Origin of the sequence: Butyrivibrio sp. NC3005 (genome assembly GCF_000424545.1) — a bacterium.
Classification (GTDB): Bacteria; Bacillota; Clostridia; order Lachnospirales; family Lachnospiraceae; genus Butyrivibrio.
In genome coordinates this window covers 12,183-38,073 of sequence record NZ_AUKC01000039.1, presented here as the reverse complement: position 1 = coordinate 38,073, position 25,891 = coordinate 12,183, and the positions used below count along the sequence as shown (strand labels likewise).

Sequence of the window (25,891 nt, the reverse complement as noted above, 5' to 3'; positions counted from 1 at the left end):
AATAGAGTCACATATATTTATAACCATTATTATGACAATAGAGTCACATATATTTGTAAACGATATTATAGCAAACGAGTCAGTTTATAATATGCAAAAAGCGACTAACTTGCGTCTATAATTGCAGGTTAGTCACTTTTTCGTTAATGCTTTTCCAGGCATTCACATTATCTATTTCTTAATCTATAAGACAAAGGTAATCATTGAATACAGGCTGCAGTCCCTCATCTGTTATATCTTCGTACATTTTTTCAAGACTTCGTCCATCTGATATTTCAAATTGTTCATCTCCTGTTGCATCTCCTGTATCTGTTCCTTTGTATTTCTCTTCATGATCTCCAATTCCTGTTGATACTCCGGCAGAGACTTTTGTTGCAGCTATTTTTACAATTCCATTTCTAAATTCTTTTGTCTCACGGGATGATACTGTTATTCCTGCAAATGGAAGGAAAATTCTATATGCACATAGTATTTGACACAGTTGTTTTTCGCCTACATCAAGCGGATTTATTGTATCATTATTGATAATAGGTCTAAGTCTTGGACATGAAAGTGATATTTCAGCATATGGATATTTTCTTTGTAAAAAATATGCATGAAGTCCTGTCGCTAGTGCATCTTTTCGAAAATCTGAAAGTCCAAGAAGTGCTGAAAACGCAACTCCTCGCATTCCTCCCATCAGTGCCCTTTCCTGAGAATCAAATCTATAAGGCCATATTCTCTTGTTTCCCATAAGATGAAGTGTCTCATATTTATCACTATCATAGCTTTCCTGAAAAACAGTAACATAATCCACGCCGCACTCATGTAGATACTTGTAATCTTTAACATTTACAGGATAAATCTCAATTCCAACCATCTTAAAGTATTTACGTGCGATTTTACATGCTTCTCCAATGTATTCCACACTACTCTGGCTTGGGCTTTCTCCTGTTAGAATAAGTATTTCTTCCATTCCGCTGTCAGCAATTACTTTCATTTCGTGCTCAATCTGTTCATATGAAAGTTTAAGCCTTTTTATTCTGTTGTAACAGTTAAAACCACAATATACACAATAATTATCGCAATAGTTTGCTATATAAATAGGAGTAAACAGATATACTGTATTTCCGAAATGTTTACTTGTTTCAAGTCTGGCTTTTCTCGCCATTTCTTCAAGGAAAGGCTGGGCCGCAGGCGAAAGAAGAGCCTTAAAATCTTCAATTGTACATTTCTCTTTTTTCAAAGCTCTTTGAACATCAAAAGCAGTATATTTACTACTGTCATAATTTTCAAAATGTTTCATGACATTTTCGCAGACATCTGACTTTATTACATCCATTCCCGGAAGATATTCCATATGATTAATTCTAGATGATGGATCTGTCTCTATTCTGTGCTTTTTTTCAAGCGCTGCATCACTCAAAGTATTTGAATCTATAAAAAAATGATTTTCCATTTCTTTTCTCCTTAATTACGCAAAAAACCAGTGAGCGGATCTGATGCACTACCACCTCTTACAAGCACTCTGCCAAGTCCTGATAAATAAGCTTTTCTTCCAGCTTCAATCGCAAGTTTAAATGCACTTGCCATCATAGGTAAATCACCTGCAGTTGCAAGCGCGGTATTAGCCATGATAGCTGCAGCACCCATTTCCATAGCTTCACATGCTTGTGATGGTCTTCCAATTCCTGCATCTACAATAATAGGGAGATCAATTTCGTCAATCAGTATCTGTATAAACTCTTTTGTCGCCAGTCCTTTATTAGATCCAATAGGTGACGCTAGAGGCATAATAGAAGCAGCTCCTGCATTTTTCAAATCTCTTGCTACATTTAAATCCGGATACATGTATGGCATAACTATAAAGCCTTCATTTGCAAGTATTTCTGTAGCTTTTATCGTTTCATAATTATCAGGAAGAAGATATTTTGAATCCTTCATAATCTCGATTTTCACAAAGTCTCCGCATCCAAGTTCTCTTGCAAGTCTAGCTATTCTGACTGCCTCTTTGGCATCTCGTGCTCCGCTTGTATTAGGTAAAAGAGTAACATTATCAGGAATATAATCCAAAATGTTCTCCCCTTCTTTTGTATTAGTTCGTCTAACTGCAAGCGTTATTATCTGCGCGCCTGCATATTTTATTGCTCCGTCAATTAGTTTCATGGAATACTTTCCTGATCCTAGAATGAATCTTGAATCAAATTCCTTTGTGCCAATTATAAGTTTGTCATTATTATCACTCATGATATCTTCCCTTCTTTTATCATCACAAACCATTGTTTAATTTCTTTTGGTTTTATTTCTTTTATGTTTCCTTAATTATTTGAAGAATTTTAAGTGCGGCATGTGAAGCACATAACATAACTCTTGCACTTACTAAACTTGCACAAAAATTAACATCACTTTTTCTATCTCCACACAAGTAAAACCTTTCATTTATTCTGGTAGTCTTTATTTCATTTGCATCTCCAAATCCGGCCATTCCAGAAGATGAAACTATCTTTTTATCTGAAAAAGAATCCAAAACGCAATTTACTAGCATTGCCTTATTCTCTGCTTTATCAAATGCTTCACAAATAATATCTGCATCCTTTACGTACTGAAAAACATTATTCTCATCCAGCATAACGTTGTATGCTATAAGATTTATGAATGGATTTATTTCTAACAGGTTTTCTTTCAATGCATCAGTTTTATCCATTCCAATTTGAGATGCTTTGTATTGTTGTCTATGAAGATTGGTTATGTCTACTTTGTCGAAATCTATAAGTATAAGTGTACCTACGCCTGCTCTTGCAAGACTTATCGCTATATTGGATCCAAGTCCGCCCAATCCACATATAGCAACTGTTGCATTCTCAAATTTATTTTGTGTCTCTCTTCCATGCCTTCTAGAGAGTGCTTCCTGCCACTTTTGTTTTGTCAGCATTTTTCAACCTCCTCCCACAAAGCTCACAACTTCGACTATGTCTCCATCTTTCAATACCTGGTTCGAATAGTTATTTTTTGAAATAATATCCTCATTTAATTCAACGGCAATTGTTCGTTCATCGAATTTCAATGTATCAATCATTTCTTTAATAGTCTTACCTGTCATTTCTGACTCGTATTCATCTCCATTAATTGTTATCAAATCTCATTCTCCTTTTAGTCACTTATAGGGTTATATGAATTTATAAACAGCTTAGGCGCTAGATATTCATTAAAAATACCAGCCTATATACTTATTTTTGAAGTGATAAGAACTTTTCCTTTATTATCCTTACTGCATCACTAGGATTATCACTTTTCATAATAGCCGACACTGCACATACACCGGCTATATTTATTCCCTTAAGTACGTCCATATTTGAAGCATTTAATCCACCTATTGCATTTATAGGAATCGGAACACTCTTGCAAATTTCATCAAGAGTCTTTGTAGATGTCAAAATTGTCTTAACTTTTGTTGTCGTAGGATATATCGCGCCTACGCCAAGATAATCAGCTCCATTTTCATATGCCAAAACAGCAGCTTCTACTGTTTTTGTGGTTGCCCCAAGAATTTTGTCTTTTCCTATTATTTTTCTTGCCATTTCAACAGGCATATCTTCTTTTCCAACATGAACCCCTTCAGCGTCAACTGCCAGCATTACATCAACTCGGTCATCTATTATCAACGGAACACTGTACTTTTTAGTAATTTCATGAACTTTCGCAGCTAATTCTATGTACTCTTTTGTACTCTTGTTTTTCTCTCTTAGCTGAATAAGCGTAACTCCGCCTGTTAATGCACTTTCAATTTTTCTAAGAAACTCTTCTTCACCACAATAAGAACTGTCTGTAATAAAATACATTGTCGAATCAAATTTCATTGTTTTTTTCTGTTCTCCTCCTGAATTCTCCTGATTTTGCATGTACACGCCAAAAAGCGGAGCACCCAATCTGGGCACTCCGCGTAATAAGCATTCCAATAAATCTAGGCATCCCTACGTTGGCATTATCCAAATCAGGTTCTCGGTCGAAGGTCACACCTTCCTCTCAGCCTGTCAACAAGCTCCCGTTTATTTAGTTTTAAATAATGTGCATTTATTTTTGCACTTATATACACATTTTAATCACTTTTCAGAAAAATGCAAGCAAAATATTTATTACTGGTTTTGTTTAAGGTTGATACTCTTACAAACTAAACAACGGTTTTTCAACTAAAAGACTATACAAAGCCATAAAAACGTGTATCGTAACAAACAATCGCTATCAGCTTTACATATCATCATACAAATAATTTTGCTACTATTTCATACAAAACGCCTATAGAACTACCTGCTAGTATTAATAAGATTGCCCCAACAATAAAACATATCCTGCTTATTAGTTTTCTTTTGGCATTTCCTGAAAAATGCTTTCCTGTAAGTACTAAAACAATTCCTCCAATAAGGCTTGTAAAGAAAATCCCAACAAGTATCGCAGCGGCTGCTATAAGCGCCAGCATAATCAAACCCATAAGAAACATTATTATCAAAATACCCAATCCGCCCATAAAACTTTTCCTTTCACCTCAAACAACTACTTCTATGAAACAATACAGGTTCCAAATTCACATATCAAAAGGTTTTCTACTAATAATAAGTAGAAAACCTTAATAAGTCACATTAAATATTATACATCAAATTTTTTAAACTGAAAGCTTATTATCCATAATCCATGCTGTAACAGCATAAGTAATGCCAGCAAGTGTCAAATACACTACGCCTTGAAGAATGTTATGATTAATAACAGAACCTGTAGCAGAAATGGAAACAAAATTGTTAACAGCATATTCTTCTAGGATTATGATTGCCAAACCAATAAAAAAGCTGATAATTCCATTAAACTTTCTTCCATTAAGAAATGTTGCTGAAATAACCTGGGCTAGGTATGCAACGGTTATAAAGTAAAACCATGATATAAGTAAAAGTGCAATTACACTTATAACATCTGAAGGATTAATTTCAATTTCAAAAATCTTTTGATACGCTGTATATATAAAATCAAATGCTTCTTTAAAACCTCCATTTTGAGCAATCAAAAGAGTAAAATCCAAAAAACCCAGTGATGTAAAAAATACCCCTGCAATTAAAATTGACATGAAGCTTTCTATAACTTTCGCTCCTAAAATTTTATAACTACTATTAGGAGTCATAAAAAGCATATAACTTTGCTTGGTATTCAAATCATTATGGAGAAGTCTGATGCTCGCAATTCCCATGACTACAACTGAAATAAACGCATCAAAATATAAAAGTGTTATACCTATTGGAATCAGCGTTTCCTTGGATGAATATAGACCTATCAAAAACAATAATTCAAAAATACATGAAATAACAAGGACAACACCTTTTACACCTAATGATTTTCTAAGTTCATATTTTAAAAGCTTTCCCATTTTTATGCCTCCTTCAACACTTACCATAAACTTCGCGATACTTATCTGCAATAGAAATACCTTCATTTATCCTAAGACTTTCAAGTCCATATATTCCCTGTAATCTAGCATTTTTTATAAAAATAGCTGTATCAACAATCATTTCGAGCTCTTCAACTAGGTGACTGGAAACAATAAGCATCTTGTCTTCATTTGCATAAGTAATAATTGTCTTCATAACTTCATCTCTTGCAATAAGATCAATTCCATTTAATGGTTCATCCAACATATAGATTTTGGCATCGCGAGCCATTGTGGCCGCTATCTTAAGTTTAGCCATCATTCCAGATGAAAGAGTCTTTAATTTCAGGTTCATTTCAAGAGACATTTCATTTACAAGATAAGCAAATCTCTCCATAGAAAAATCTTCAAAGAAATCATTATAGTATTTTCCAACATCTTTAATAGTCATCCAATCATAAAAATATGGTTCTGTGGACATATACGCAATTTCTTTCCTGCTTTGGATGTCGATTTCTTTACCATCAAGCCTGATGGTTCCAGAAGTCGGTTTGATAAGTCCTGCCACCATTTTCATCCAAGTTGTTTTACCACTGCCGTTAGGTCCAAGGATTGCGTAAATATGCCCTTTTTCCAAAGTCATTGTGACATCTTCCACTGCTGTTTTGTTCAAAAATTTCTTGGTTACGTTAATACTTTCTAACATACTAGCTCCTCCTAAATCATCCATATATCATCAGATTCATTAATCATCTCGATAGCTTTATCTTTGGAAATATTAAGTTCCTTCATACTAACAAGAAAAGTATCCAGCACTTCTTTTGCCATTTGATTGCGGCATTCAGATATTCTATCTGCATCATTTGTCACAAATGTTCCCATGCCTCTCTTAGTAAAGCAAATTCCCTGACGTTCAAGCTCCTGGTAGACTCTTGCAGCAGTATTAGGGTTTATTGTATAGCGTACTGCTAAATCCCTACCCGATGGAAGTTTTTCACCAGGGCTAAGCCGACCATTTATAATATCAAGCTTGAGAGCATCAATAACCTGTAAATAAATTGGTGCATTTGGATTAAACTTCATAATTTTTGCTCCTATTTGTATATCACTAGTGTACTATATAAATAGTACACTAGTGATATAACAATGTCAACTACTTTCATAAATTTTTCTACCAACATAGACAACTAAGTGATTACAGTTATCAGGAAGTAACTAAAAAAGCTGCTTAAGACATCTATTCTCAATAGTCTTAAACAGCTTTTTAATATCTATCTCTTTTATCGGATTATTTCTAGAATACTCTGCATTACAGGAATGGTAATAACCGATAAAAGCGTAGTAAAAGCAACGCTTTTATTGGCTAATTCCTGATTATTTTCATATTGCTGTGAAAACATTACTACCATGCTTCCAACAGGTGCACAAAAGACTATAAGGCATACATGGAGCATCTCAACGCTTATATCGCATTGACAAAATATAATTACCAAAAGCGCTGGAAGAACAATAAGCTTAATTACAGAAAAAAACAACAACTCATAATTAATCAAAAAATCTTTTAATCTGATATCATAAAAAGATGCACCAATTACCATCATTGATATAGGAGACGCTATATTTCCAAGCATTTTCAAAGGTTCTGATAAAACGAGAGGAAAATCTATATGAAAAATATAGATAATAACAGCACCTACAGCAGCAATACTTCCAGGATTTATGAGCTTAATAGCAAAACTCTTTAACTGACATTTTCCTTTTGAGTGTCTTTCATCATTTTTGCTTATTAGATATACACCATAGGTATAAATAAGCAAATCATATGGCATCTGAAAAACAGTCATATAGAACAATTCTTTTGCTCCATAAGCCATTTTAACAAGCGGAATTCCCATAAAACCTATATTTGAAAAAGCTAGCATAAGCACATATAAATTCCGCATACTTTTTTGTTTTACCATAAAGAAAGCTGCTATTTTACTGGCAAAAAGAAGACACGCATACACCAAAAAGGAAAAAGCGACTACTTTTAAAAGTTCAAATGTAGAAATGGTAAGAACATTTTCTAAACTTGAATATAATATTAGCGCTGGGTTTGCCAATAAAGTCACAAGAACAGACAACGGTTTGAACGCTTCCTTACCAAGGACTTTAAGTTTTCTACACAAAAATCCTGTCAGCATAAGAACCATCAAAATAATCATCTGTCTTAACAATATCATTTGTTTTCTCTGGAAAAGCTCTTTGATAATTCTTTTAACATAATCCCCATATTTTCTCCGCTTATTTCTTCTAATGCTCTATTAGACTCTTCTGAATAAAAAGCGCTATGTGGGGTTAGAAGTACATTTTTCATTCCTGTAAACGGGCAATTATTCATATCAGGGTCTTCACTTTCAAGCACATCAAGACCAACTGCATAGATATATTCTTTCTCCAAGGCAGATAAAAGCGCCTTTTCATCTACGCTTTTCCCTCTTCCAACATTTATAAATATAGGTCTTTTCTTTAGTCTGACAAAAAAATCTTCATTAAAAAAATTCCTATTAGAATCCGTTAATACCATATGGTTAATTATCACATCAGAAGTCTCAAGAGCTGTGATTAAATCTACAAGATCAACATTATTTTTTTGTGCAGTGCTTCTATCAACATATGGATCAAATGCTTGCACTTTCATTCCGAGTGCATTTGCAAGAGATGCTGTCATTTTACCTATTTGTCCAAGTCCAAAAATCGTTAGTGTTAAATGGTTAACTGTTCTTCGAGGAGAAAGATCCATGTACTTCCACTTTTTAAGTGAGTTTATTTCATAGCTGTATTGCAAAAAGTTCTTATTTAAGGAAAGCATCATTGCAATTGCATGTTCAGCGACTTCTCTTGTACAATAGGAAGTTATATGCCGCATCATTACTCCATGTTTTGTTAAAGCTTCCATATCTAGAGTGCTATATCCTGTTGCATTTACAGAAATCGCTTTTAGCTTGGGGGCTTTCTCCAAAAAATTCTCATTAATTGGAAGAAAGGCTGTTATAAGTCCATCCGCCTTACTTAATATATCCCAAAACTTTGGGGTATCATAAGGTTCAACATAAAAACTAACTGGCGTTAACTCCTCACTATTTAACGCACGTATTAGAGAATCTTTTGTGGTATCGTAGCTTTTTAACAACTGTTCTTTATAATCACTAGCCAGCACAATCATAAACACTCTCCCTAATACTATTTAACTGCACTAATACTCTACGCATTTCCTCTCTTGTTCCTATAGTAATTCTAAGATAATCATTTATTCGTTCGTCATTATAATGGCGAACAAGTATTCCTCTTTTCTTTAACTCCTTGCATAAAATAGTCGCCGGAACATCCGGGCAATGGAAAAATGCAAAATTTGTTGTTGTTCGAATCACTCCAAATCCCATTTCTTCAAGTTCGTCTTCGAATTCTTCTCTAACTTCTTCAACTTTTTCTATACATTTGTGAAAATATTCTTTATCTCTTATAGCTGCTGCCCCTCCAACAATTGCTAAAGTGCTCATATTAAAAGGATTAAAAGCAAATTTAATCTTATTCATGTCATTAATGATATCTGCAGAAGATATCGCAAATCCAATTCTTGCCCCTGGCATGTTCCTTGACTTGGAAAATGTTTGTATAACCACAAGGTTGTTGTACTTTCTTACAAGTTCTACGCAGGATTCATTTCCATAATCAACATATGCTTCGTCAATGATAACCATTCTCTTGGGATTCTGAGAAACGATACGTTCGATATCATATGTACTTATGGCTTTTCCTGTTGGATTATTAGGATTCGCCAAAATAACATCTCTGTCTGTATATATGTAATCTTCAACATTTACACTTAAATCATCTGTAAGAGGAAACTGATGAAAATCCAAACGATACGTAGTCGCATAGGTTCGATAAAAATCATAAGTTATGTCAGGAAAACAGACTTTCATTCCCGGTTTAAAAAAGCTCATCATACAAAATCCAAGTACTTCATCTGCTCCATTTCCTACAAAAACCTGCTCTTTTGGAAATCCATACTCATCTCCTATCGCCTTGCGAAGCTCCATACAATGAGGATCTGAATAGTGTGACATTGCTTTTACTTCCGCTTTATTCATAACCTCAATCACTTTTGGTGACGGAGGATATGACGACTCGTTTGCATTTAATTTAAGATATTCTCTATCTTTTGGCATTTCGCCCGGAACATAAGGTTCCATGTGTTCGTATTCATCCAAGAAAAAATAACTCATTTTTTACTCCTATTCTCTTATTAGCGGAAAAGTCATACAATGAGGACCGCCACCTGCTTTAAGTATCTCTGTTATTGGAAGTTTGATTACTTTCATTCCATGATCTTCAAGTTTCTTATTAACCTCTATATTTCTAGAAAGAGATAAAACTCTATTATCTCCAAGTGCCTGAAGATTACATCCATGAAGAAAAATATCTTTTTCCTCAACTTCTATAAGGTCAATATCTAAATCTTTCAATAGTTTTCTGAAATTCTTTGGAAGTCCTTCTGCATAAGTAACTGCTAGATGATCATCAACAAGGTTAAAACACATATCTAAATGAAGATAGGCTGGATTCAAAAAAACCGGAACAATTTCATACCCTAATGGCTCCAGATTTTTTTTAATTTCTTCCACACCTTCTTTGTTACTTCGATCAGCCATTCCTATTGCAATAAGCTTTTCATTCATGAACATGAAATCTCCGCCTTCAAAAAGTCCTTTTTCAACTTTTGCAATACATGGTATTCCAAGTTCTTCCATTCTTTTTTCATAATCCACATGCTCTTTGTATCGCATGTCCAACTTGAATTTTCCAAGTATGTAGCCTTCTTTTACACATCCTCCAAAATCTCTGGAAAAAACACTGTTAGGTCTATCACTATCAGCTTCAAGATATTCTACTTCAACTCCTTCAGCCTTATAGGTATCTGTCAGAATCTTATGTTCTTTCTCCATAAGTTCTATATCCATAGTGGTGTCTTTCCACTTTTTAGCAATTTCATTTATAGGTGCAGGCTTTAAATAACTTGGTCTGCTTACAAGCACTTTTTTCAGGATACCTGTTCCATTTTTTACAAACATCTCTTCTCCTCTTTAAATATATTTAAAATGTTTCAAAGTTTCTTTCAATAAATGCGGAAGAACTTCGAAGGTATAAGGTATATTTACTCTTTCAGTCCACTTATGTGCATCTTTCCCATAACATCCAAAATCGACTGAAGGTATATTTAATTTTTTTATTTTTTCTATTGGAAGCGGGTATAACTGCTCCATCATAGGAAAGTTATTTTTAAGTTTCGTAAGTGATTTATCAGAATCATCTATCTTCAAATAGCTACTATCCGAAAGACTCGGAAAAAAATGCATGAATCTATACTCGACATTCGCATCTTTTGCGACCTTTAAAGTAATCTCTTTCAAATCATTTTCTAAGAAACTGCAATCTTTTTGAAGCATATTGTGAGGACAGTAAGGCGGTGCAAAATAAAGAACTATTACAGAATCATTTATTCCCAAAAGCCCAAGAAAATATTTAATTACTGCAATAGGAATTTCTCTTAAATCTGTTTTCTTTGCTCTTTCCTTAGAGTTAATTCCAGCCTCTATGCTTTTTATCTTCTCCATAGAAAGCATTGTTTTTTCTCTAACCATGTCTACCAGTTCTTCATATAACAAAACTCCTTTACTGTCGTTGGTTCTAGGTGTACTTGAAATATTTTTATCAGCATTTTTCAAATAAAGATAGCTGTTTTCATAGTATTCTGCTGCCATATTCTCTACTTTAATTCTGGTATCTTCTAAAGCTTTCCTTGCAGCCTCGACGAGTTTATCTGTAATCTTATCAATTTCTGCATTATGTACAAAGTAGTTAAAATAAACGAGCGCATCTTTTGCAGTTTGAACGTTGTACCAAGGTTTTAAGTCTTTCATTTTTAAAACAGAAGGTGGCATGGATGCTTCGCCAAGAACTATATCACTAAAATCCATATTCAAATGAATTTTCTCTACTAGTCTTGCCGCAGTATAAGAAGCATCAAGTCCTTCAAAACACTGACCAACATGAGTTTCTTTTCCCTGAATATAAAAACAGGGAAGAAGCTTGCCTACAACTCCTGTATACATGGTGATTTTCTTGTCATTGTCATATAAAGGGCAAGTATAATCATTATTTATAGCCATTTGGTATTTTAGTTTGTATTTTTCCTTCCACTCTAAAAGCGTATCAAGACCTTCGATGACTCCTGTATGAAGATTTTCCTCTACAGGATTAAGAGATAAAAGAATATTTCCAGAAAGCTTAGAAATATTATGAACAAGCCATTCTATAAGCGAAATGAATACAGCATCTCCGCTTTTCATATCACAGCTTCCTCTCCCGAACATATATTCTCCAGACTCTAAATCTTTTCGAATATCTTCAGGCAAATCAAGCTCTTTTAATTTCTCTACAAGAATGTCCGGCGAAAAAGCATATTCTTTTAAGCTTCCAAAATCTTCTACTCCAACTGTATCTGTATGGCCATGCAATACAAGTGTTTCGCTTCTGTATTCTTTTTCACCTATTATAAGAGCCATCACATTTTTTCTATGTAGAGAATCATTTTTTAATTCTTTTATAGATAACTGATCTGGATGCTTTACAAAATATGGCATTGTCATAAAAAGGTGTTCAAGAAAGTCTCCTATATTCTTCTCTCCTCCAGTAGAATTTATACTTGGTATCTTTACCATTTCTTTCGCGATAAACAATGCTCGTTCATCTCTTTCCAACATAATTTTTATTACTTCCTCTCAATAAAATTTTGGTCTATATTACTTAACTGTCATTAAAATGTATCAAAATAGCTGTCTATTCCTATTTTGTAATTGAACGCAAACCATATTGCCTGCTGAAATTCCATTTCATTTCCTTCCAGTTTTAAAACTTCCTGAGCTTTTTTGATACGATATCTTATTGTATTTGCATGTACTGACATTTTGGCAGCAGTGTTTTTGGTATCGCAGTTATTAGCTACATATATAGATATTGTGTCAAATATCTCTGTTCCAAATTCACAATCTGCTGATTTTAATTTCTGAAGAAGTCCTTCACAGTATTTCTGAATCCATATATTATCCCTATTTGGTAGAATCATCTGCCATATTCCCATCTCAGAAAATTTACAAATCATTTTTTTATTCCTTGACGCATACCTTTGGGCATATAGAGCTTCCCTGATTTCATTTGCAACTTTATCTGTTTCAAAGCATCCTGTACTGACACCTATTATGTATTCCTCTTTACGTATTCCTATTTTCTTTAGTTTCTCCATAAAGATTTTTTCATCTATTTCCATGGTACATATGAGAATCCCAAACTGATATGGTAATATTTCTATTCCGTCTGTTTTTTTACTTTTTAACGTCAGAATTTGATGTTGAAATCCATACGTATTTACTTGATGTTTTGATACCATGTAATAAAATCTGTAAGGCGCCCTGAAAAAAGGAATAATCTCCTGTGCAGTAGAAAGCCTTGTTGCAGGACTTACTTTATGCTGCATTATAAAATTTATTTTTTCTTCGATATGATTTATATTCTCACTTGATTCTATTGCTCTTGTAAGCCCTATTACGACATTTTCTGAAAAGGTTTTTTCGGACGAGACTAAAAAAATCGGAAAGTTCTTGCTATCAGCAAATTCAATCACTTCTCTGGGAAGGCTTTTAAAATACGCTTGGATTATTCCTATGGCGCTGACTCCATCAACATATAACTGCCTTGTAACATTAAGAATTATATTTGCTTTGTCTTTTGCAAACAGCATAGATGTAACAACAAATGATTTTTGGTCAAATAAACCATCAGGCTCTATTCCTCGAGGAGATTTTGTATCATACTCGTAATCAAGTAAATTTACATTTTCTACTATTCTTCCAAGACCTCCTTTACCGGCAACTAGAGTAAAGTTGCCGGCCAAAGGAAGTTCTAGTACTTCTCCTACTGTAAGCCCCATATTATCTCCTCCTATACCTACAAAATTTTTGATAAAAACTCTTTACATCTATCGTTTTGAGGATGTTCAAAAAAACTTTCCGGATCATTTTCTTCAACTATATTTCCATCATCTACGAACATAATTCGGCTGGCTACATTTCTAGCAAATCCCATTTCATGCGTCACTACAACCATATTCATTCCACTATCTGCAAGTTCTGTCATTACATCGAGCACTTCTCCTACCATCTCTGGATCAAGAGCTGATGTTGGTTCATCAAACAGCATAACTTTTGGTTTCATTGCAAGAGATCTTACAATTGCAACTCTTTGCTTCTGACCTCCCGACAGCTGTGAAGGATAGGCGTCTGCTTTATCTGCTAATCCTATTCTTTTTAAAAGACTTAACGCATTTTCTTTTGCCTGTAGTTTATTCATCTTCCTGGTCTTAACAGGTGCCAGGGTGATATTATCCATAATTGTAAGGTTTTCAAACAGATTAAAATGTTGAAATACCATTCCCATCTGCTGCCTGATATGAGTCAAATCAGTTGATTTTGATGTAAGTTCATCGTTGTCCATCCATATTCGTCCGGAAGTTGGTGTCTCTAACATATTTAAACACCTAAGAAATGTACTTTTACCAGAGCCCGAAGGTCCTATGACAACTATTTTTTCGCCATCTTTAATTTCACAGGAAATTCCTTTTAAAATTTTATTATTTCCATAGGATTTTTTTAAATCTTCAACACGCAACATTCTGGCTCATTCTCCTTTCGAGTTTTCCAAAAAGAATAGTAAACATCTTGATTATTACGAAATAGATTGCTGCTGCCCCAATAAGAGGCATGAATGGTTCATAAGTTCTAGATGAAATCTGATTGGAAACTCTAGTTAAATCTGATAAGGAAACATATCCTACAATTGCAGTTTCTTTTAACAGTGTAATAAACTCATTACACAAGGTTGGAAGAGCATTTTTAAACGCCTGAGGCAAAATAACATATCTAATAGTCGTAAATCTGGAAATTCCGAGCGAATCTCCTGCTTCAAGCTGTCCTTTATTAACTGCCTGTATTCCTCCTCTCATTATCTCTGCAACATATGCTCCGCTGTTTATTCCAAAAGATATAACTGCTACTAAAACTCCATTTGTACTACTCTTCATGATAATAAACCACATAATAAGAAGCTGAATAACTGAAGGCGTGCCTCGTATAATATCAATATATGTTACTGCTATTAAATGTGGTATTGTACACTTCTTTGCTTTAGAAGAAGACAAATTCATAAAACATATGACTGTTCCTATAACAAGTCCAAGAATAGCAGCAAGCAAAACTATTTCTATTGTTGTTAACAATCCCTGAAAATACAATTTCCATCTATCCTCAGTTATAAAAGCTGATGTAAACTGTTCTTTAAACTCTAAAAGCACCTGCTCCATATGATTACTCCGTTTCAATATATTTTTTTACAAGTTCATCGAAAGTACCATTTTCTTTTATTTTCTCAAGAGCATCATTAACTTTTCCTGCAAGCTTTTCATCTTTTTTAGGTAGAGCAATCGCATAATGTTCTGTCTGAAATCCAAAATCACTTCCGTTTAATACTTCTATTGTTTCATATTGTTTTGCAAATACTGTTGCTGGATTTTTGTCAAGAATTACTGCATCGAGTCTTCCATTAACAAGATCATTTACTGCATCAATTGCCTTATCATACGTACTAATTGTTGTAGTATCATCTTCCTTCTTGATGTTTTCGCTAAGAGAATCTCCAGTTGTTCCCATCTGTGATCCAATTTTTTTTCCTTTAAGATCATCATGGTTTGCTATCTTTGAATCTTTTGGAATTAATACACACTGCACTGCATCATAATAGGAATTAGAAAAATCTACTGCTTTTTGTCTTTCATTAGTAACTGTCATTCCGGCAATTGCTATATCAATCTTGCTGCCAATTGAAGCAACTAATGAATCAAATTCCATATCCTGTATTTCAACATCTACTTTCATTTCTTTGCCTATTGCCTTTGCAAGTGCAATATCAAATCCATCTGGTTTTCCATCTTTCCCTATGTACTCAAAAGGAGGAAAAGATGCATTTGTTCCGACTATCAGTTTTCCTTCACTAAGTAAATCATCTGACGTTGATGCCTTGGCCTTTTCCTGTCCTTTCCCACATGAGCATAGATTCAATATACAAACAACAGTTATCATAAATGCTATTATTTTCTTTTTCATACAACTCTTCTCCTCTTTTGAAATATCCTTTACTTGCAAAAAAAGCAGACAAAGATTTTCTCTTTGTCTGCTTTGACATCATTTTATTTAGTTTTTTCGTACGATTTACTGCATGCAATAGAAAAGCTGTCGCCATTTTTCTAGCCCAAACTTATCTTGTTAAAGATATTAGCACTAACTACAGTCTTTTTGCAATGTGTTTTTTACAAAGAATAAGACTTTTATTTGTAATAAATACAAAAAGGTATTGAACTCTTACCAATCAAGAATAGCTTTTTTTAGATTTTTTCTAGGATATTCGGCCATCCTCCATCACAAGATTATCATCTGTGATACGTAGTGTTGATTCTCTGTGTGATACAAGTAAAATAGTCTTTTTACTAGCTTCCTGTTTCAAAGATTTTAATATTACAGCTTCCTGCGTCATATAACTTTCGATACTTCTAAGATTTCTGGTATTGATTTCTTCTATATTCTCTTTTGACAGACATATTTCTCCGTCTTTAATTTTCCAAAAACGCATTAAAAGCTTTAAAAGCGTTGATTTTCCGCAGCCACTTTTGCCCATAATTCCTACAATTCTACCCTTTGGAATTGTTAGACAAACATTGTTTAAAACATTTTCACCTTCATATGCGAATGACACTTTTTTTATGTCAGCTCTATTAAACTCTACATCTTTTTTTCCTGTTATATCCAGAATTTCAGGTTCTTCATCTATTATGGCAAGAACTCTTGTTCCTGCAGCAACAGTGTTTTGAAGCGTTGTACCAAGTGCTGCCAGCGCAACAACGGGTCCAAAAGATGACATCAAAGAAATCATTGTAATCAAGAGTCCATCAAATCCAACATATCCATATTTGTATAATATTGAACATGATCTATCCTTTCCTTTCAATAAAACCTCTCATTTGCGCTTTTTAAGCCGCAACAAGAGGTTTGTCTTTATTATATATATTTTATTCTTCAACAATTATTGCATATGCACTAAAATCTTTATCTGCTTTACCAAATTCTGCTATAATGCGGCTACTCTCTAGAATATTATACTCCATCTTGGAGGATTCTTTAAACCTGTGGAAAACAAGTAGCTTTTTACCATTATATTCTCTTACTACAAGCTGCTGCCCTTTAGGTTTGTTGTAACTTTCTGCGCTACAATCTATAAGCGTTGTCTTACCGTTTTTTATAATATCTGCTGCCTTTTTATAGAATTCTTTAGCCTCATCAACTACAGCAAGCTGTTCATCTGATAAGTCATAAATATCTCCGCTCAAACACATTCTACCAAGGAATGTTGAAGCAAGTGTATAATGAAGACGATCTTTGTCATCAGTTTTCCTTAAGACCGCCCATATCTGACTCTGAGATGGTTTAATAACTCTATGCATATTTGCAGCTATTATAGGAATTGATGTTGTTTCGTGCGCATCTGAAAAACTCGCCTGACTTGCCAGTTCCATCATAGAATAAACAAGTCTATGACCACCACTAGAACAATTTTCTATAACAATATCAGGAATTTCTTGTTTTATTTTAGCTATAAACCTTTGGGTTGAAAGAATTTTTCTATATAATCCATCTCCCAAACTATCGCCGCCATCACATCCTATTCCATAAGTATCGTTATAATCAATTTTAAGATAACCAAAACCTCCTTCCTTCAATGTTCCTATAACATCTTTAGAAAGCTTCTCAATTACCCATGGATCTTCCATATCAAGGAATCTTCTTCCTCCAACTGTAAGTGGATATCCATCTTTTTTCAGAAGATGATCAGTTTCATTAAAATACTGACTGTGCGGTCCTGCAACTTCAAGCTCAAACCAGAGACCTGGAATCATTCCTTTTGACTTTATGTAATCCGCAGCTTCTTTAAGTCCGTTTGGAAATCTGTCTTTGTTGATTACCCAATTTCCAACACTATTTGCCCAATCACATGGAAGTCCATACCAACCAGAATCAATAACAAGATATTTGATTCCTCGTCCCTCCAGCTTGTCACTAAGCTTTTTAATACTATCTATTGTAGGATTTCCCCAGCTAGTACAATACTCATTAAACATTATCCCCATATCATCATCTACCTTTGATATGTTAGGATGTTGAGCCTTAACAAGTTTATCACAAACTTCTTCAAGACTCTTCCCTTTTGCAATTAGCACATCAGGGGTTTTGAATTTACTTAAAGGTGCCACTTTCCTCATCCAATGTCCGAAATCTCTGTCAGCAATTCCTCCCATAATGTCAAATTCCTGACTTGCCCTACACGATATTTCAATCTGCCATGAAGATGCAAGTCCCATAAGAATTCCAATAAATTCACATTTTTCAGAGTCTTCGAGTGCAATAAAAGGGAAATACTTCCTTACAGGCATAGAACCTACATTACCAAATTTCTCTATTCTTCTGGCACACCCATTCCAGGATTTCTCGAGATGCAAATCTTCAATTGTCTCTGTACGAAGTTTGCCCTCCGCACTCCAAAAACTTTGAAGTCTATGAAAACGATCTGCTTTCACACCTTTTAATGCAAATGACGAAAGAAGCTCAAGGGTTACTTCTTTGTCACTGTTATTCTCGAATTCTGTGTAAACTCTTAAAGCTTCATTGTCCTTTTTTTCATAAACTTTTAGAAGATGATTTCTGTCATCTTCATAAACCGTCAACTGACAGTCATTTGTCTTATCTTTTGATATTTCTTTAAACTCCTGAACCGTCTGACTTTCTATCATACTAAGTCCACAAGAAAATCCGCTTCCGTACCCATCCCCTAGTATTTTTACTTCTGCTGCCAACTCCATTCTTAGACTCCTTTTTCCATACCACATACTCTCAAATAGCTGCAGTGCAAAGCTTTAATTGTTACACTTGCAGATAAACAAGACAAAGAAATAATCAACATAATAATCCTATTAATTTTGTTTATATAAGCATCAAGAGTATATTTCGCTTCTTAGACTCATCACTTTTATATTCTTGCTACGCCAGTTCTTCTTGCTGCCTCTGCTGTGGCCTTTGCAACCGCATCCTTTACTCTTAAATCAAAAGCCTTTGGAATTACATATTCAGGACTAAGTTCCTCATCAGATACAAGTCCTGCAATTGCATAAGCTGCTGCTTCCTTCATTGCATCATTAATATCTGTAGCTCGAACATCAAGTGCACCTCTAAAAATACCAGGAAAAACTAATACATTATTAATTTGGTTAGGAAAATCTGAGCGACCAGAACCAACGACTACTGCACCGGCCGCCTTGCTATCTTCCGGCATAATCTCCGGAACTGGGTTTGCCATAGCAAATACAATACCATCGTTCATGCTCGCAACCATTTCTTTTGAGACAAGTCCTGCACGAGACACTCCTACAAAAATATCCGCACCTTTCATAGCATCAGAAAGAGTACCATGCTCATGATTCTTATTTGTAATGAGGGACATTTCTTCCTGACCAGAATTAAGTCCTTCATCACCTTCACAGATGATTCCATTAATATCACAGAGAATTACGTTTCCAAATCCCATAGTAACAAGTAGCTTTCCTATGGCGCAACCGGCTGCACCAGCTCCATTAATTACAATCTTTACCTCACCCATCTTCTTTCCAGTAACCTTTATAGCATTGATAAGTGCAGCTGCAACAACTACAGCTGTTCCGTGCTGGTCATCATGGAATACTAAAATATCACATTTTTCTTTAAGCTTCTTTTCAATTTCAAAACATCTAGGAGCAGCAATATCTTCTAAATTGATTCCACCAAAAGAGCCAGCTAATAAAGATATTGTGTCTACGATTGTATCCACATCCTTAGAGCGAATGCAAAGTGGAATGGCATCTACATCACCAAACTCTTTGAATAATACGCACTTGCCTTCCATAACTGGCATACCAGCTTCTGGACCAATGTCTCCAAGTCCAAGGATGGCCGTTCCATCAGTTACAACTGCTACAGTATTCCAACGACGTGTAAGCTCCCAACCTTTTTCAGGATCTTTCTGAATTTCTTTGCAAGCCTGCGCAACACCTGGTGTATAAGCAAGCGATAGGGCTTGTGAGCTATCTACCTTTACTCTAGATTTAATTTCATATTTTCCATGTAAGTCATAGTGTAATGCTAACGACTTTTCTGCAATATCTGCCATAACTATTTCTCCCTAATCTATTATTACAAATTTCTATTAGCTGTTTCAGTTGTTATCAAATCTCTTTAAGTTTGGCTTATGTTTTTCTAAACCATCTTTTCAGGTCTTACTGTTTCATCATATTCTTTTTCAGATAAAAATCCAAGTTCCAGCACTGCCTCTTTCAATGTCTTCTCTTCCTTATATGCCTTGTGAGCGCATCTGGCTGCATTTTCATAACCAATAACCGGACTAAGACAGGTAACAAGCATAAGCGAATTAAACAGATTACTTTCCATCTTTTCTCGCTTTGCTTTTATTCCTGAAACACAATGCTTCTCGAAGGATATCATACCGTCTGCAAGCAAGCGAATTGACTGAATCATATTGTAAGCAAGCACCGGCATAAATACATTAAGTTCAAAATTGCCTTGAGATGCACCGATACCGATTGTTGTATCATTTCCCATTACCTGAATTGCAATCATGGTAATAGCTTCACACTGAGTAGGATTTACTTTACCCGGCATGATTGAACTACCTGGCTCATTTTCAGGAATTGTAATTTCTCCAAGTCCGCAACGTGGTCCATTTGATAGCCATCTAATATCATTTGCAATCTTCATAAGATTGGCAGCAAGTCCCTTAAGGGCACCGCTTGTAAAAACATATCCATCCTTTGATGTAAGCGCATGGTACTTATTTTTACTAGGTTCAAAAATTTCCTTTGTAAGTCTGCTAATCTCTGCACAGCAAAGCTTATCAAACCCTTTTGGGCAATTAATCCCTGTCCCTACTGCTGTGCCACCAACTGCAAGCTTTCTTAGCTTATCGGATGCCTCTATAACTTGATCTTTCGATTCCTCCAGCATTCCTCTCCAACCAGAGATTTCCTGACTAAATCTAAGAGGTACTGCATCCTGAAGATGAGTACGGCCAATTTTTATAACATCATAGTTTTCTTCCTCAAGTTTCTTGATTGTCGTAATGAGTTTATCTATTGCTGGAATTAAAGCCTCATGAATCATAACCACAGCAGCTATGTTCATTGCTGATGGAAATGTGTCATTAGATGACTGAGACATGTTGACATGATCATTAGGATGAATGTCAACTTCAGGGTGGTTTACCCTGACGATGTGAGACACCACCTCGTTAACATTCATATTAGACTGGGTTCCTGAGCCTGTCTGCCACACCTTAAGTGGAAACTCCTCTGGGTACTTATTGTTAAGAATATCTCTGCAAGCTTCTTCTATAGCCTGAGATTTTATATCATCAAGATTTCCTAGCTTGTTATTTGCAGTTGCTGCTGATGATTTTAACACTGCAAAAGCATGAATAACTTCCATAGGAATTGTTTCAACTCCTATGGCAAAATTCTCTAGTGAACGCTGTGTCTGAGCTCCCCAGAAATGCTCCTGTGGAGCCTTGATTTCTCCCATGGTGTCATGTTCAATTCTATATCCCATTTTTCCCCCTTTGCCTGACACGTCATTAGCCTAGGCTTATCTTTTGAGTTGTCTGATGCGTCGATATCTATAATAAATAAATAAATTCATCAATTATGCAACATTATTAGCCTTACAATTCTTGTTATGACCTTTAGCTCTGCTAGTAATCTTCATTATTAACAAACATGATACCAATATTCCTACTGCCACCATCATATCCCCTCGTTCTTTGGCTCTGAGCTTTGATATGGATAAAACCCACATAGAATCTGAAACTTTCGCTTCTTTAGCTGAATTGTATATGGTCATAACGTCGCCAATAGCTGCCTGACTACAAGCAATTTCATATCTTCCATTCTCATTGATTCCAACCAAATATGTTGTTTTAAATGAATGACCTGGCAGTTCTACTATTTTAGTTATAGTTACTGTTTCAGTGACAACTCCGCCATCATCTATTAGTACACTCGCATATTTGCATGTCGCTAATATTCCAATTATAAGCCATATCCCTAAAAGAATTTTTTTTAAATATCTCATTTCAATTCCCCCAATCTTCTTTACCTAATATATTTATCTCATACAAAATGTAAAAACGATAGCATCCGTCCTAGAAATCTTGATTTTCTTGTAAATTTCCTTCAAACTCGCATGGTTACACGGTTGTCTTAGTGAGCAAAACCACTGTTTCGATGTGCATCGTCTACTGTTTTTGACGGCAAAACTGAATCAGTTTCAGTCTTATCTGCTAGTAGATTATTATCCTCCTGGCAATCCTTTATAGATTGATTGCCAGAGCCGGCTTTCGATTCTTTATGTCCGGCAGCGACTCTCCGTTCTCATATTTTGAAAGCGTCTGTCTGGATACGCCTATCTTCTCTGCAATTTTCTCCTGTGACAGGTTATTAAGCTTTCTTAATTCCATAAGATTGTCTGCAAAACTCATTCTTTCTTCTCCTTTTTTATTCCCAGAACACACCACCTTATGAAAGGTATGCGGCTCATTATTTCATACAGAAGGTAGGAACCTGCGAATGCTGCTATTGCAACCAACAGGTATACGATGACAGGGGCAAGGAACGGACATAATGTATGCAGATACCATCCGCTGACCGCTATCATCAGATAATGGAATACGTAGAGGCCCCATGATTTTCGGCACATCCACTTTGAGAAAGCATTCGTGAAATTTCCCCATTTTTTCATGAAGGCAAGTATACCGAGAGTTCCAAACCATGCGTATACATTACACATGATTGTGTCCAGAACTACGTGATTCGGATAAGGCTGACCTTTATATAAAATCACAAAGGCTATGCAGGATGCGAAGGCAAGGATGCTTAATAACAGCCAGTTTTTACCAAGTCGATCCATCACTTCGTCATGGGACAATACAAAGTAGCCGATCATAAAGCCCAGTCCATAGATTCCGAATCTGTACACCACTATTATCGGTGTATTAAGTATCTGGGCAGCTCCGTATACTGGGATGACAAGTAGCATGACTATCAGAAGATTGGCCTTTCCACAGATATTATAGAATCTGTCCTTTTCAATCTTTCTAATCAATACCAGAATCAGGCTGAATATCCAAAGCATCTGGATGTACCACAAAACGCCACAACCACTGACTGACATTATCAGAAAAAGAACCGGCTTTGGTACATTGCCCATAGTATCAAATGCACCGCTTATAAGCATGTTGTAATAGCCGAGAACCCAGCCGAAGACCAGAAGACCGATTGTGGAAGGTACAAGAAGTTTTCTTGTCCTTACTCTGATGAATTCTTTTTCTGTTCGTTTGTCCAGCTCAAAGCGAACTGACATGCCCGATACCACAAAAAGCAAAAACATAAACCATGGATACACGATATACTGATATGTATCCTGTGGCTGATGTTCACTAAAGGGACCGATGATTCCATGGACAACTACGCCGTTGAATATGTAAATAACATGATATATGACAACTAGCACTACTGTTATCCAGCGAATATTATCTAAGTATGTTTTTCTCATAATTCTACCACCTTTGCCAAATATTTTAACATTTTTCTCAATCATAAAAAAGTAAGCTCCACCTGTCTACCAAGTGAAGCTTACATATTTTGCTATTTTTTGTTAAATTTGGTTGCGAGCGCATAGTTTTATAAAAGCGCTCATTGGTGCCGGTGCTCCTCCAAGCAAGGTCATGCTTATCGCAAGATCAATCTATCATTACTTGTTTGTTAGAAAAGCTGTTATTTCTTCTTGGGTTGGCATTACAGAAAGTGCACCTTTTCTGGTGGTTATAATAGATGCCGCAGCGTTTGCAAACGACAGGCATTCAAATAATCCGTCTTTTGTCAGATTATCAAGTCCGTTTCTGTGGATGTAATCTATGGCACAGGCACAGAAGGTATCGCCTGCTCCTGTAGTCTCTATAGTAGCAGGATTTCTGTACCCGTCTTTTTTGATTACCATATCTTTGTAAAGAGCTATACTTCCTTCAGGTCCAAGTGTGGCAAACACGATTGGAATACCAAAGTCTCTCTTTATTTTCCTTGCTCCTGCCTCTATATCCTTAAGGCCTGTAAAAAGCTCAATCTCATTATCTGAAATTTTCAGGATATCACAGTTTTCAAAGCCATATTTCATAGCATCTATTGCATCTTCTACGTTCTTCCATAAAGGTTCTCTGTAATTTGGATCAAAAGATATGACTGCTCCGCTCTCTTTTGCTATTGTAACAGCTCTGACAGTTGCCTCTTTTGCAGGTTCGTCTGTCATTGACAGTGTTCCAAGATGAAATACATCTGCATTCCTGATAAGATCAGCATTCTTCTCAACATCCTCTGCTGTCAGCATCATGTCTGCTCCGGGCTTTCTGTAAAAAGAAAAATCCCTGTCTCCATTTGGAAGCTTGTTTACAAATGCAAGGGTAGTATTTACCTCCTCGTCAAAGACAAGTCCGGTAGAGTCTATACCCTGCTTTTCAATTCTCTCTTTTAACATTCTCCCAAAAAAGTCGTTTCCAACCTTGCCTATAAAAGCTGTGCTGTCTCCTAAATTCTGGAGCATTGACAGCACATTACAGGGTGCTCCGCCTGGATTAGCCTCAAATAAAGGATTTCCCTGGTTGCTGTCTCCGCTTCCTGTAAAATCAATTAGCAACTCACCCAGCGCAACTACATCTTTTTTCATAAGTTATTTCCTCTCAAGCTCATACATAGTAACATCCATAAGAAGTTCTCCAACTGCCTTAAAACTGATACCTTCAGCTTTGACATCTGTAAGGATTACCATAGTCATTACCTGCTGTCCATTATTGATGAATAGCTCCATGCTGTATCTGTCAAGAACAAGTCTAAGTGAAATCTCACCCTTATTTCCTGAAACCTTACATCTTCTCTGATGAACAATGGCTCTTCTGCTTCCTGAATGCTTTCTGTCTATCTTAACAATATTGTCAACAGGATCATATTCAATCGTTGAATAAGCCTTGCCATTATCAGCAAAACGAATTTCAAATTTTTTATATGAAAGTTCTGCCTGTGTAGATCTGACTCTTACTGTCATATCTACGCATCTGCCCTCAATACTTGAAAGTGAAGCACTATCAGAAATAAGTACATTCTGTCTGCTGATTCTTTTGCCATAATAATTCTCTATCTCTCTGGCAGGCCACTGAATAAGTCTGTTATCCTTAATAGTTATTTCCCTTGGAATACTCATCTGGCCAAACCATGGGAAGTCATCGCGCCTGATGCCGCATGTATCCCAGTTCTGCATCCAGCCAATCATGACTCTTCGTCCATCAGGAGTCTTGATTGTCTGTGGCGCATAAAAATCAATACCATAGTCAACAGCCTGACAGTTTTCTTCGCAGAATTCTCCATTTTCATCGATACTTCCTATTACACACAAGGTTCCGTTTCCGTTGTGGAACTCAAGCTCTTCAGGGAGCATATCCTGCGGGCTTGTGAGAAGGACCTGTTTACCATCATGGTTAAAGTAATCAGGGCACTCCCACATTACACCGAATCTGTGGTTGTTCTTGATAACAGTCTTATCATAGGACCAGTTAATACCGTCATCACTTACAAACTGTAATATCTGTCCATCGATATCCTCAGTTTTATTGCCAACTACTATGTAATATTTGCCATTTTCACGCCATACCTTAGGGTCTCTGAAGTCATATTTGCCGGCGCCCTCAGGAAGCATAGTACTGTCAATTACAGGATTATTGGCATACTTCTCATAATCCTTGCCGTCACCAAAAGCAACACACTGAGTCTGAACCTCTCTGATGTTGCCATCTTCATCTTCCATTTTCTGAACTCCTGTGTACACCAGAAGTTGTCTGCCATCTTCCATTTCAATGGCACTACCTGAAAAGCAACCGTTCTTGTCATATTCCATATCAGGAGCTATAGCAGCAGGATAATATTCCCATGTGATCAGATCCTTACTAACCGCATGTCCCCAGTGCATAGGTCCCCATACTGTCTCATATGGATAATACTGGTAAAAGAGATGGTATTCACCCTTATAAAGGCTAAAACCGTTAGGATCATTCATCCATCCACATCTTGGTGTCAGATGAAAAAGAGGCCTCATTTCAGGAGAAATCTCTTTTTCCTTTTTCTCTTCATATTCACGTGCCTTGTTTAACTTATCACTCATTTCT

General features: G+C 35.7%; 27 protein-coding genes and 1 riboswitch. All 27 genes read right to left on the bottom strand.

Going from position 1 to position 25,891, the window contains the following annotated elements:
- Positions 1-178: 178 nt before the first annotated feature.
- Positions 179-1,438 carry a 2-iminoacetate synthase ThiH gene (gene thiH, locus G634_RS0110985; RefSeq protein WP_026505338.1) on the bottom strand — a complete coding sequence of 420 codons (1,260 nt, stop codon included), beginning with the start codon at positions 1,436-1,438 and terminating at the stop codon, positions 179-181.
- Between the two features lie 11 nt (positions 1,439-1,449).
- The gene (locus G634_RS0110980; RefSeq protein ID WP_026505337.1) at positions 1,450-2,226 is read right to left on the bottom strand and encodes a thiazole synthase; all 777 of its coding nucleotides are present in this window, start codon (positions 2,224-2,226) and stop codon (positions 1,450-1,452) included.
- 61 nt (positions 2,227-2,287) lie between these two features.
- Positions 2,288-2,911 carry a thiamine biosynthesis protein ThiF gene (gene thiF, locus G634_RS0110975; protein WP_026505336.1) on the bottom strand — a complete coding sequence of 208 codons (624 nt, stop codon included), beginning with the start codon at positions 2,909-2,911 and terminating at the stop codon, positions 2,288-2,290.
- Positions 2,912-2,914: 3 nt separating this feature from the next.
- Positions 2,915-3,115 (bottom strand): sulfur carrier protein ThiS, encoded by a 201-nt coding sequence (gene thiS / locus G634_RS0110970; RefSeq protein ID WP_026505335.1) that lies wholly within the window; start codon positions 3,113-3,115, stop codon positions 2,915-2,917.
- A gap of 91 nt (positions 3,116-3,206) precedes the next feature.
- Positions 3,207-3,836, bottom strand: coding sequence for a thiamine phosphate synthase (gene thiE, locus G634_RS0110965; RefSeq protein ID WP_026505334.1), 630 nt, complete (start codon positions 3,834-3,836; stop codon positions 3,207-3,209).
- A 94-nt stretch (positions 3,837-3,930) separates the two neighbouring features.
- Positions 3,931-4,035: riboswitch (TPP riboswitch) on the bottom strand.
- Positions 4,036-4,234: 199 nt separating this feature from the next.
- Positions 4,235-4,501, bottom strand: a complete 267-nt coding sequence (locus G634_RS0110960) for a hypothetical protein (protein ID WP_026505333.1) — start codon at positions 4,499-4,501, stop codon at positions 4,235-4,237.
- Positions 4,502-4,636: 135 nt separating this feature from the next.
- Positions 4,637-5,386, bottom strand: coding sequence for a hypothetical protein (locus G634_RS0110955; protein WP_026505332.1), 750 nt, complete (start codon positions 5,384-5,386; stop codon positions 4,637-4,639).
- Positions 5,387-5,399: 13 nt separating this feature from the next.
- Complete coding sequence (locus tag G634_RS0110950; RefSeq protein WP_026505331.1) at positions 5,400-6,092, bottom strand: ABC transporter ATP-binding protein; 693 nt, start codon at positions 6,090-6,092, stop codon at positions 5,400-5,402.
- An 11-nt stretch (positions 6,093-6,103) separates the two neighbouring features.
- Entirely contained in the window at positions 6,104-6,469 is a 366-nt protein-coding gene (locus G634_RS0110945) for a GntR family transcriptional regulator (protein ID WP_051233852.1), read from the bottom strand.
- 197 nt (positions 6,470-6,666) lie between these two features.
- Positions 6,667-7,608, bottom strand: a complete 942-nt coding sequence (locus G634_RS0110940) for an AEC family transporter (protein ID WP_026505329.1) — start codon at positions 7,606-7,608, stop codon at positions 6,667-6,669.
- Positions 7,605-8,591: an NAD(P)-dependent oxidoreductase gene (locus G634_RS18885; protein ID WP_051233850.1), complete on the bottom strand. Its 987-nt coding sequence runs from the start codon at positions 8,589-8,591 to the stop codon at positions 7,605-7,607. The genes G634_RS0110940 and G634_RS18885 overlap by 4 nt, the downstream gene beginning before the upstream one ends.
- The gene (gene hisC / locus G634_RS0110930; RefSeq protein WP_026505328.1) at positions 8,575-9,654 is read right to left on the bottom strand and encodes a histidinol-phosphate transaminase; all 1,080 of its coding nucleotides are present in this window, start codon (positions 9,652-9,654) and stop codon (positions 8,575-8,577) included. Before hisC ends, G634_RS18885 begins: the two co-directional genes overlap by 17 nt.
- Before the next feature lie 9 nt (positions 9,655-9,663).
- Complete coding sequence (locus G634_RS0110925) at positions 9,664-10,500, bottom strand: dimethylarginine dimethylaminohydrolase family protein (protein ID WP_026505327.1); 837 nt, start codon at positions 10,498-10,500, stop codon at positions 9,664-9,666.
- 12 nt (positions 10,501-10,512) lie between these two features.
- Positions 10,513-12,192, bottom strand: coding sequence for a M20/M25/M40 family metallo-hydrolase (locus tag G634_RS0110920; RefSeq protein ID WP_035799743.1), 1,680 nt, complete (start codon positions 12,190-12,192; stop codon positions 10,513-10,515).
- Positions 12,193-12,245: 53 nt separating this feature from the next.
- Positions 12,246-13,415 carry a PucR family transcriptional regulator gene (locus tag G634_RS0110915; RefSeq protein WP_026505325.1) on the bottom strand — a complete coding sequence of 390 codons (1,170 nt, stop codon included), beginning with the start codon at positions 13,413-13,415 and terminating at the stop codon, positions 12,246-12,248.
- Between the two features lie 17 nt (positions 13,416-13,432).
- Positions 13,433-14,155, bottom strand: coding sequence for an amino acid ABC transporter ATP-binding protein (locus tag G634_RS0110910; protein WP_026505324.1), 723 nt, complete (start codon positions 14,153-14,155; stop codon positions 13,433-13,435).
- Complete coding sequence (locus tag G634_RS0110905; protein ID WP_196805354.1) at positions 14,142-14,843, bottom strand: amino acid ABC transporter permease; 702 nt, start codon at positions 14,841-14,843, stop codon at positions 14,142-14,144. Before G634_RS0110905 ends, G634_RS0110910 begins: the two co-directional genes overlap by 14 nt.
- Before the next feature lie 4 nt (positions 14,844-14,847).
- Entirely contained in the window at positions 14,848-15,642 is a 795-nt protein-coding gene (locus tag G634_RS0110900; RefSeq protein WP_026505322.1) for a basic amino acid ABC transporter substrate-binding protein, read from the bottom strand.
- Between the two features lie 289 nt (positions 15,643-15,931).
- The gene (locus tag G634_RS0110895) at positions 15,932-16,540 is read right to left on the bottom strand and encodes an ATP-binding cassette domain-containing protein (protein ID WP_026505321.1); all 609 of its coding nucleotides are present in this window, start codon (positions 16,538-16,540) and stop codon (positions 15,932-15,934) included.
- Positions 16,541-16,601: 61 nt separating this feature from the next.
- Positions 16,602-18,446 carry a glycoside hydrolase family 36 protein gene (locus tag G634_RS18880; protein WP_035799740.1) on the bottom strand — a complete coding sequence of 615 codons (1,845 nt, stop codon included), beginning with the start codon at positions 18,444-18,446 and terminating at the stop codon, positions 16,602-16,604.
- Between the two features lie 167 nt (positions 18,447-18,613).
- On the bottom strand, positions 18,614-19,786 hold the full coding sequence (locus tag G634_RS0110885) for an NAD(P)-dependent malic enzyme (RefSeq protein ID WP_026505320.1): 1,173 nt from the start codon (positions 19,784-19,786) through the stop codon (positions 18,614-18,616).
- A gap of 86 nt (positions 19,787-19,872) precedes the next feature.
- Positions 19,873-21,237 (bottom strand): class II fumarate hydratase, encoded by a 1,365-nt coding sequence (gene fumC, locus G634_RS0110880; protein ID WP_026505319.1) that lies wholly within the window; start codon positions 21,235-21,237, stop codon positions 19,873-19,875.
- Between the two features lie 93 nt (positions 21,238-21,330).
- Positions 21,331-21,759, bottom strand: a complete 429-nt coding sequence (locus G634_RS0110875; protein ID WP_026505318.1) for a hypothetical protein — start codon at positions 21,757-21,759, stop codon at positions 21,331-21,333.
- 238 nt (positions 21,760-21,997) lie between these two features.
- Positions 21,998-22,165, bottom strand: a complete 168-nt coding sequence (locus G634_RS20835; RefSeq protein ID WP_196805352.1) for a helix-turn-helix domain-containing protein — start codon at positions 22,163-22,165, stop codon at positions 21,998-22,000.
- A complete protein-coding gene (locus tag G634_RS0110865) occupies positions 22,162-23,283 on the bottom strand; it encodes an acyltransferase family protein (protein WP_196805350.1) in 1,122 nt (373 codons plus the stop codon). The genes G634_RS20835 and G634_RS0110865 overlap by 4 nt, the downstream gene beginning before the upstream one ends.
- 153 nt (positions 23,284-23,436) lie before the next feature.
- Positions 23,437-24,402 (bottom strand): carbohydrate kinase family protein, encoded by a 966-nt coding sequence (locus G634_RS0110860; protein ID WP_026505316.1) that lies wholly within the window; start codon positions 24,400-24,402, stop codon positions 23,437-23,439.
- 3 nt (positions 24,403-24,405) lie between these two features.
- On the bottom strand, positions 24,406-25,887 hold the full coding sequence (locus G634_RS0110855; protein ID WP_026505315.1) for a glycoside hydrolase family 32 protein: 1,482 nt from the start codon (positions 25,885-25,887) through the stop codon (positions 24,406-24,408).
- Positions 25,888-25,891 lie beyond the last annotated feature (4 nt).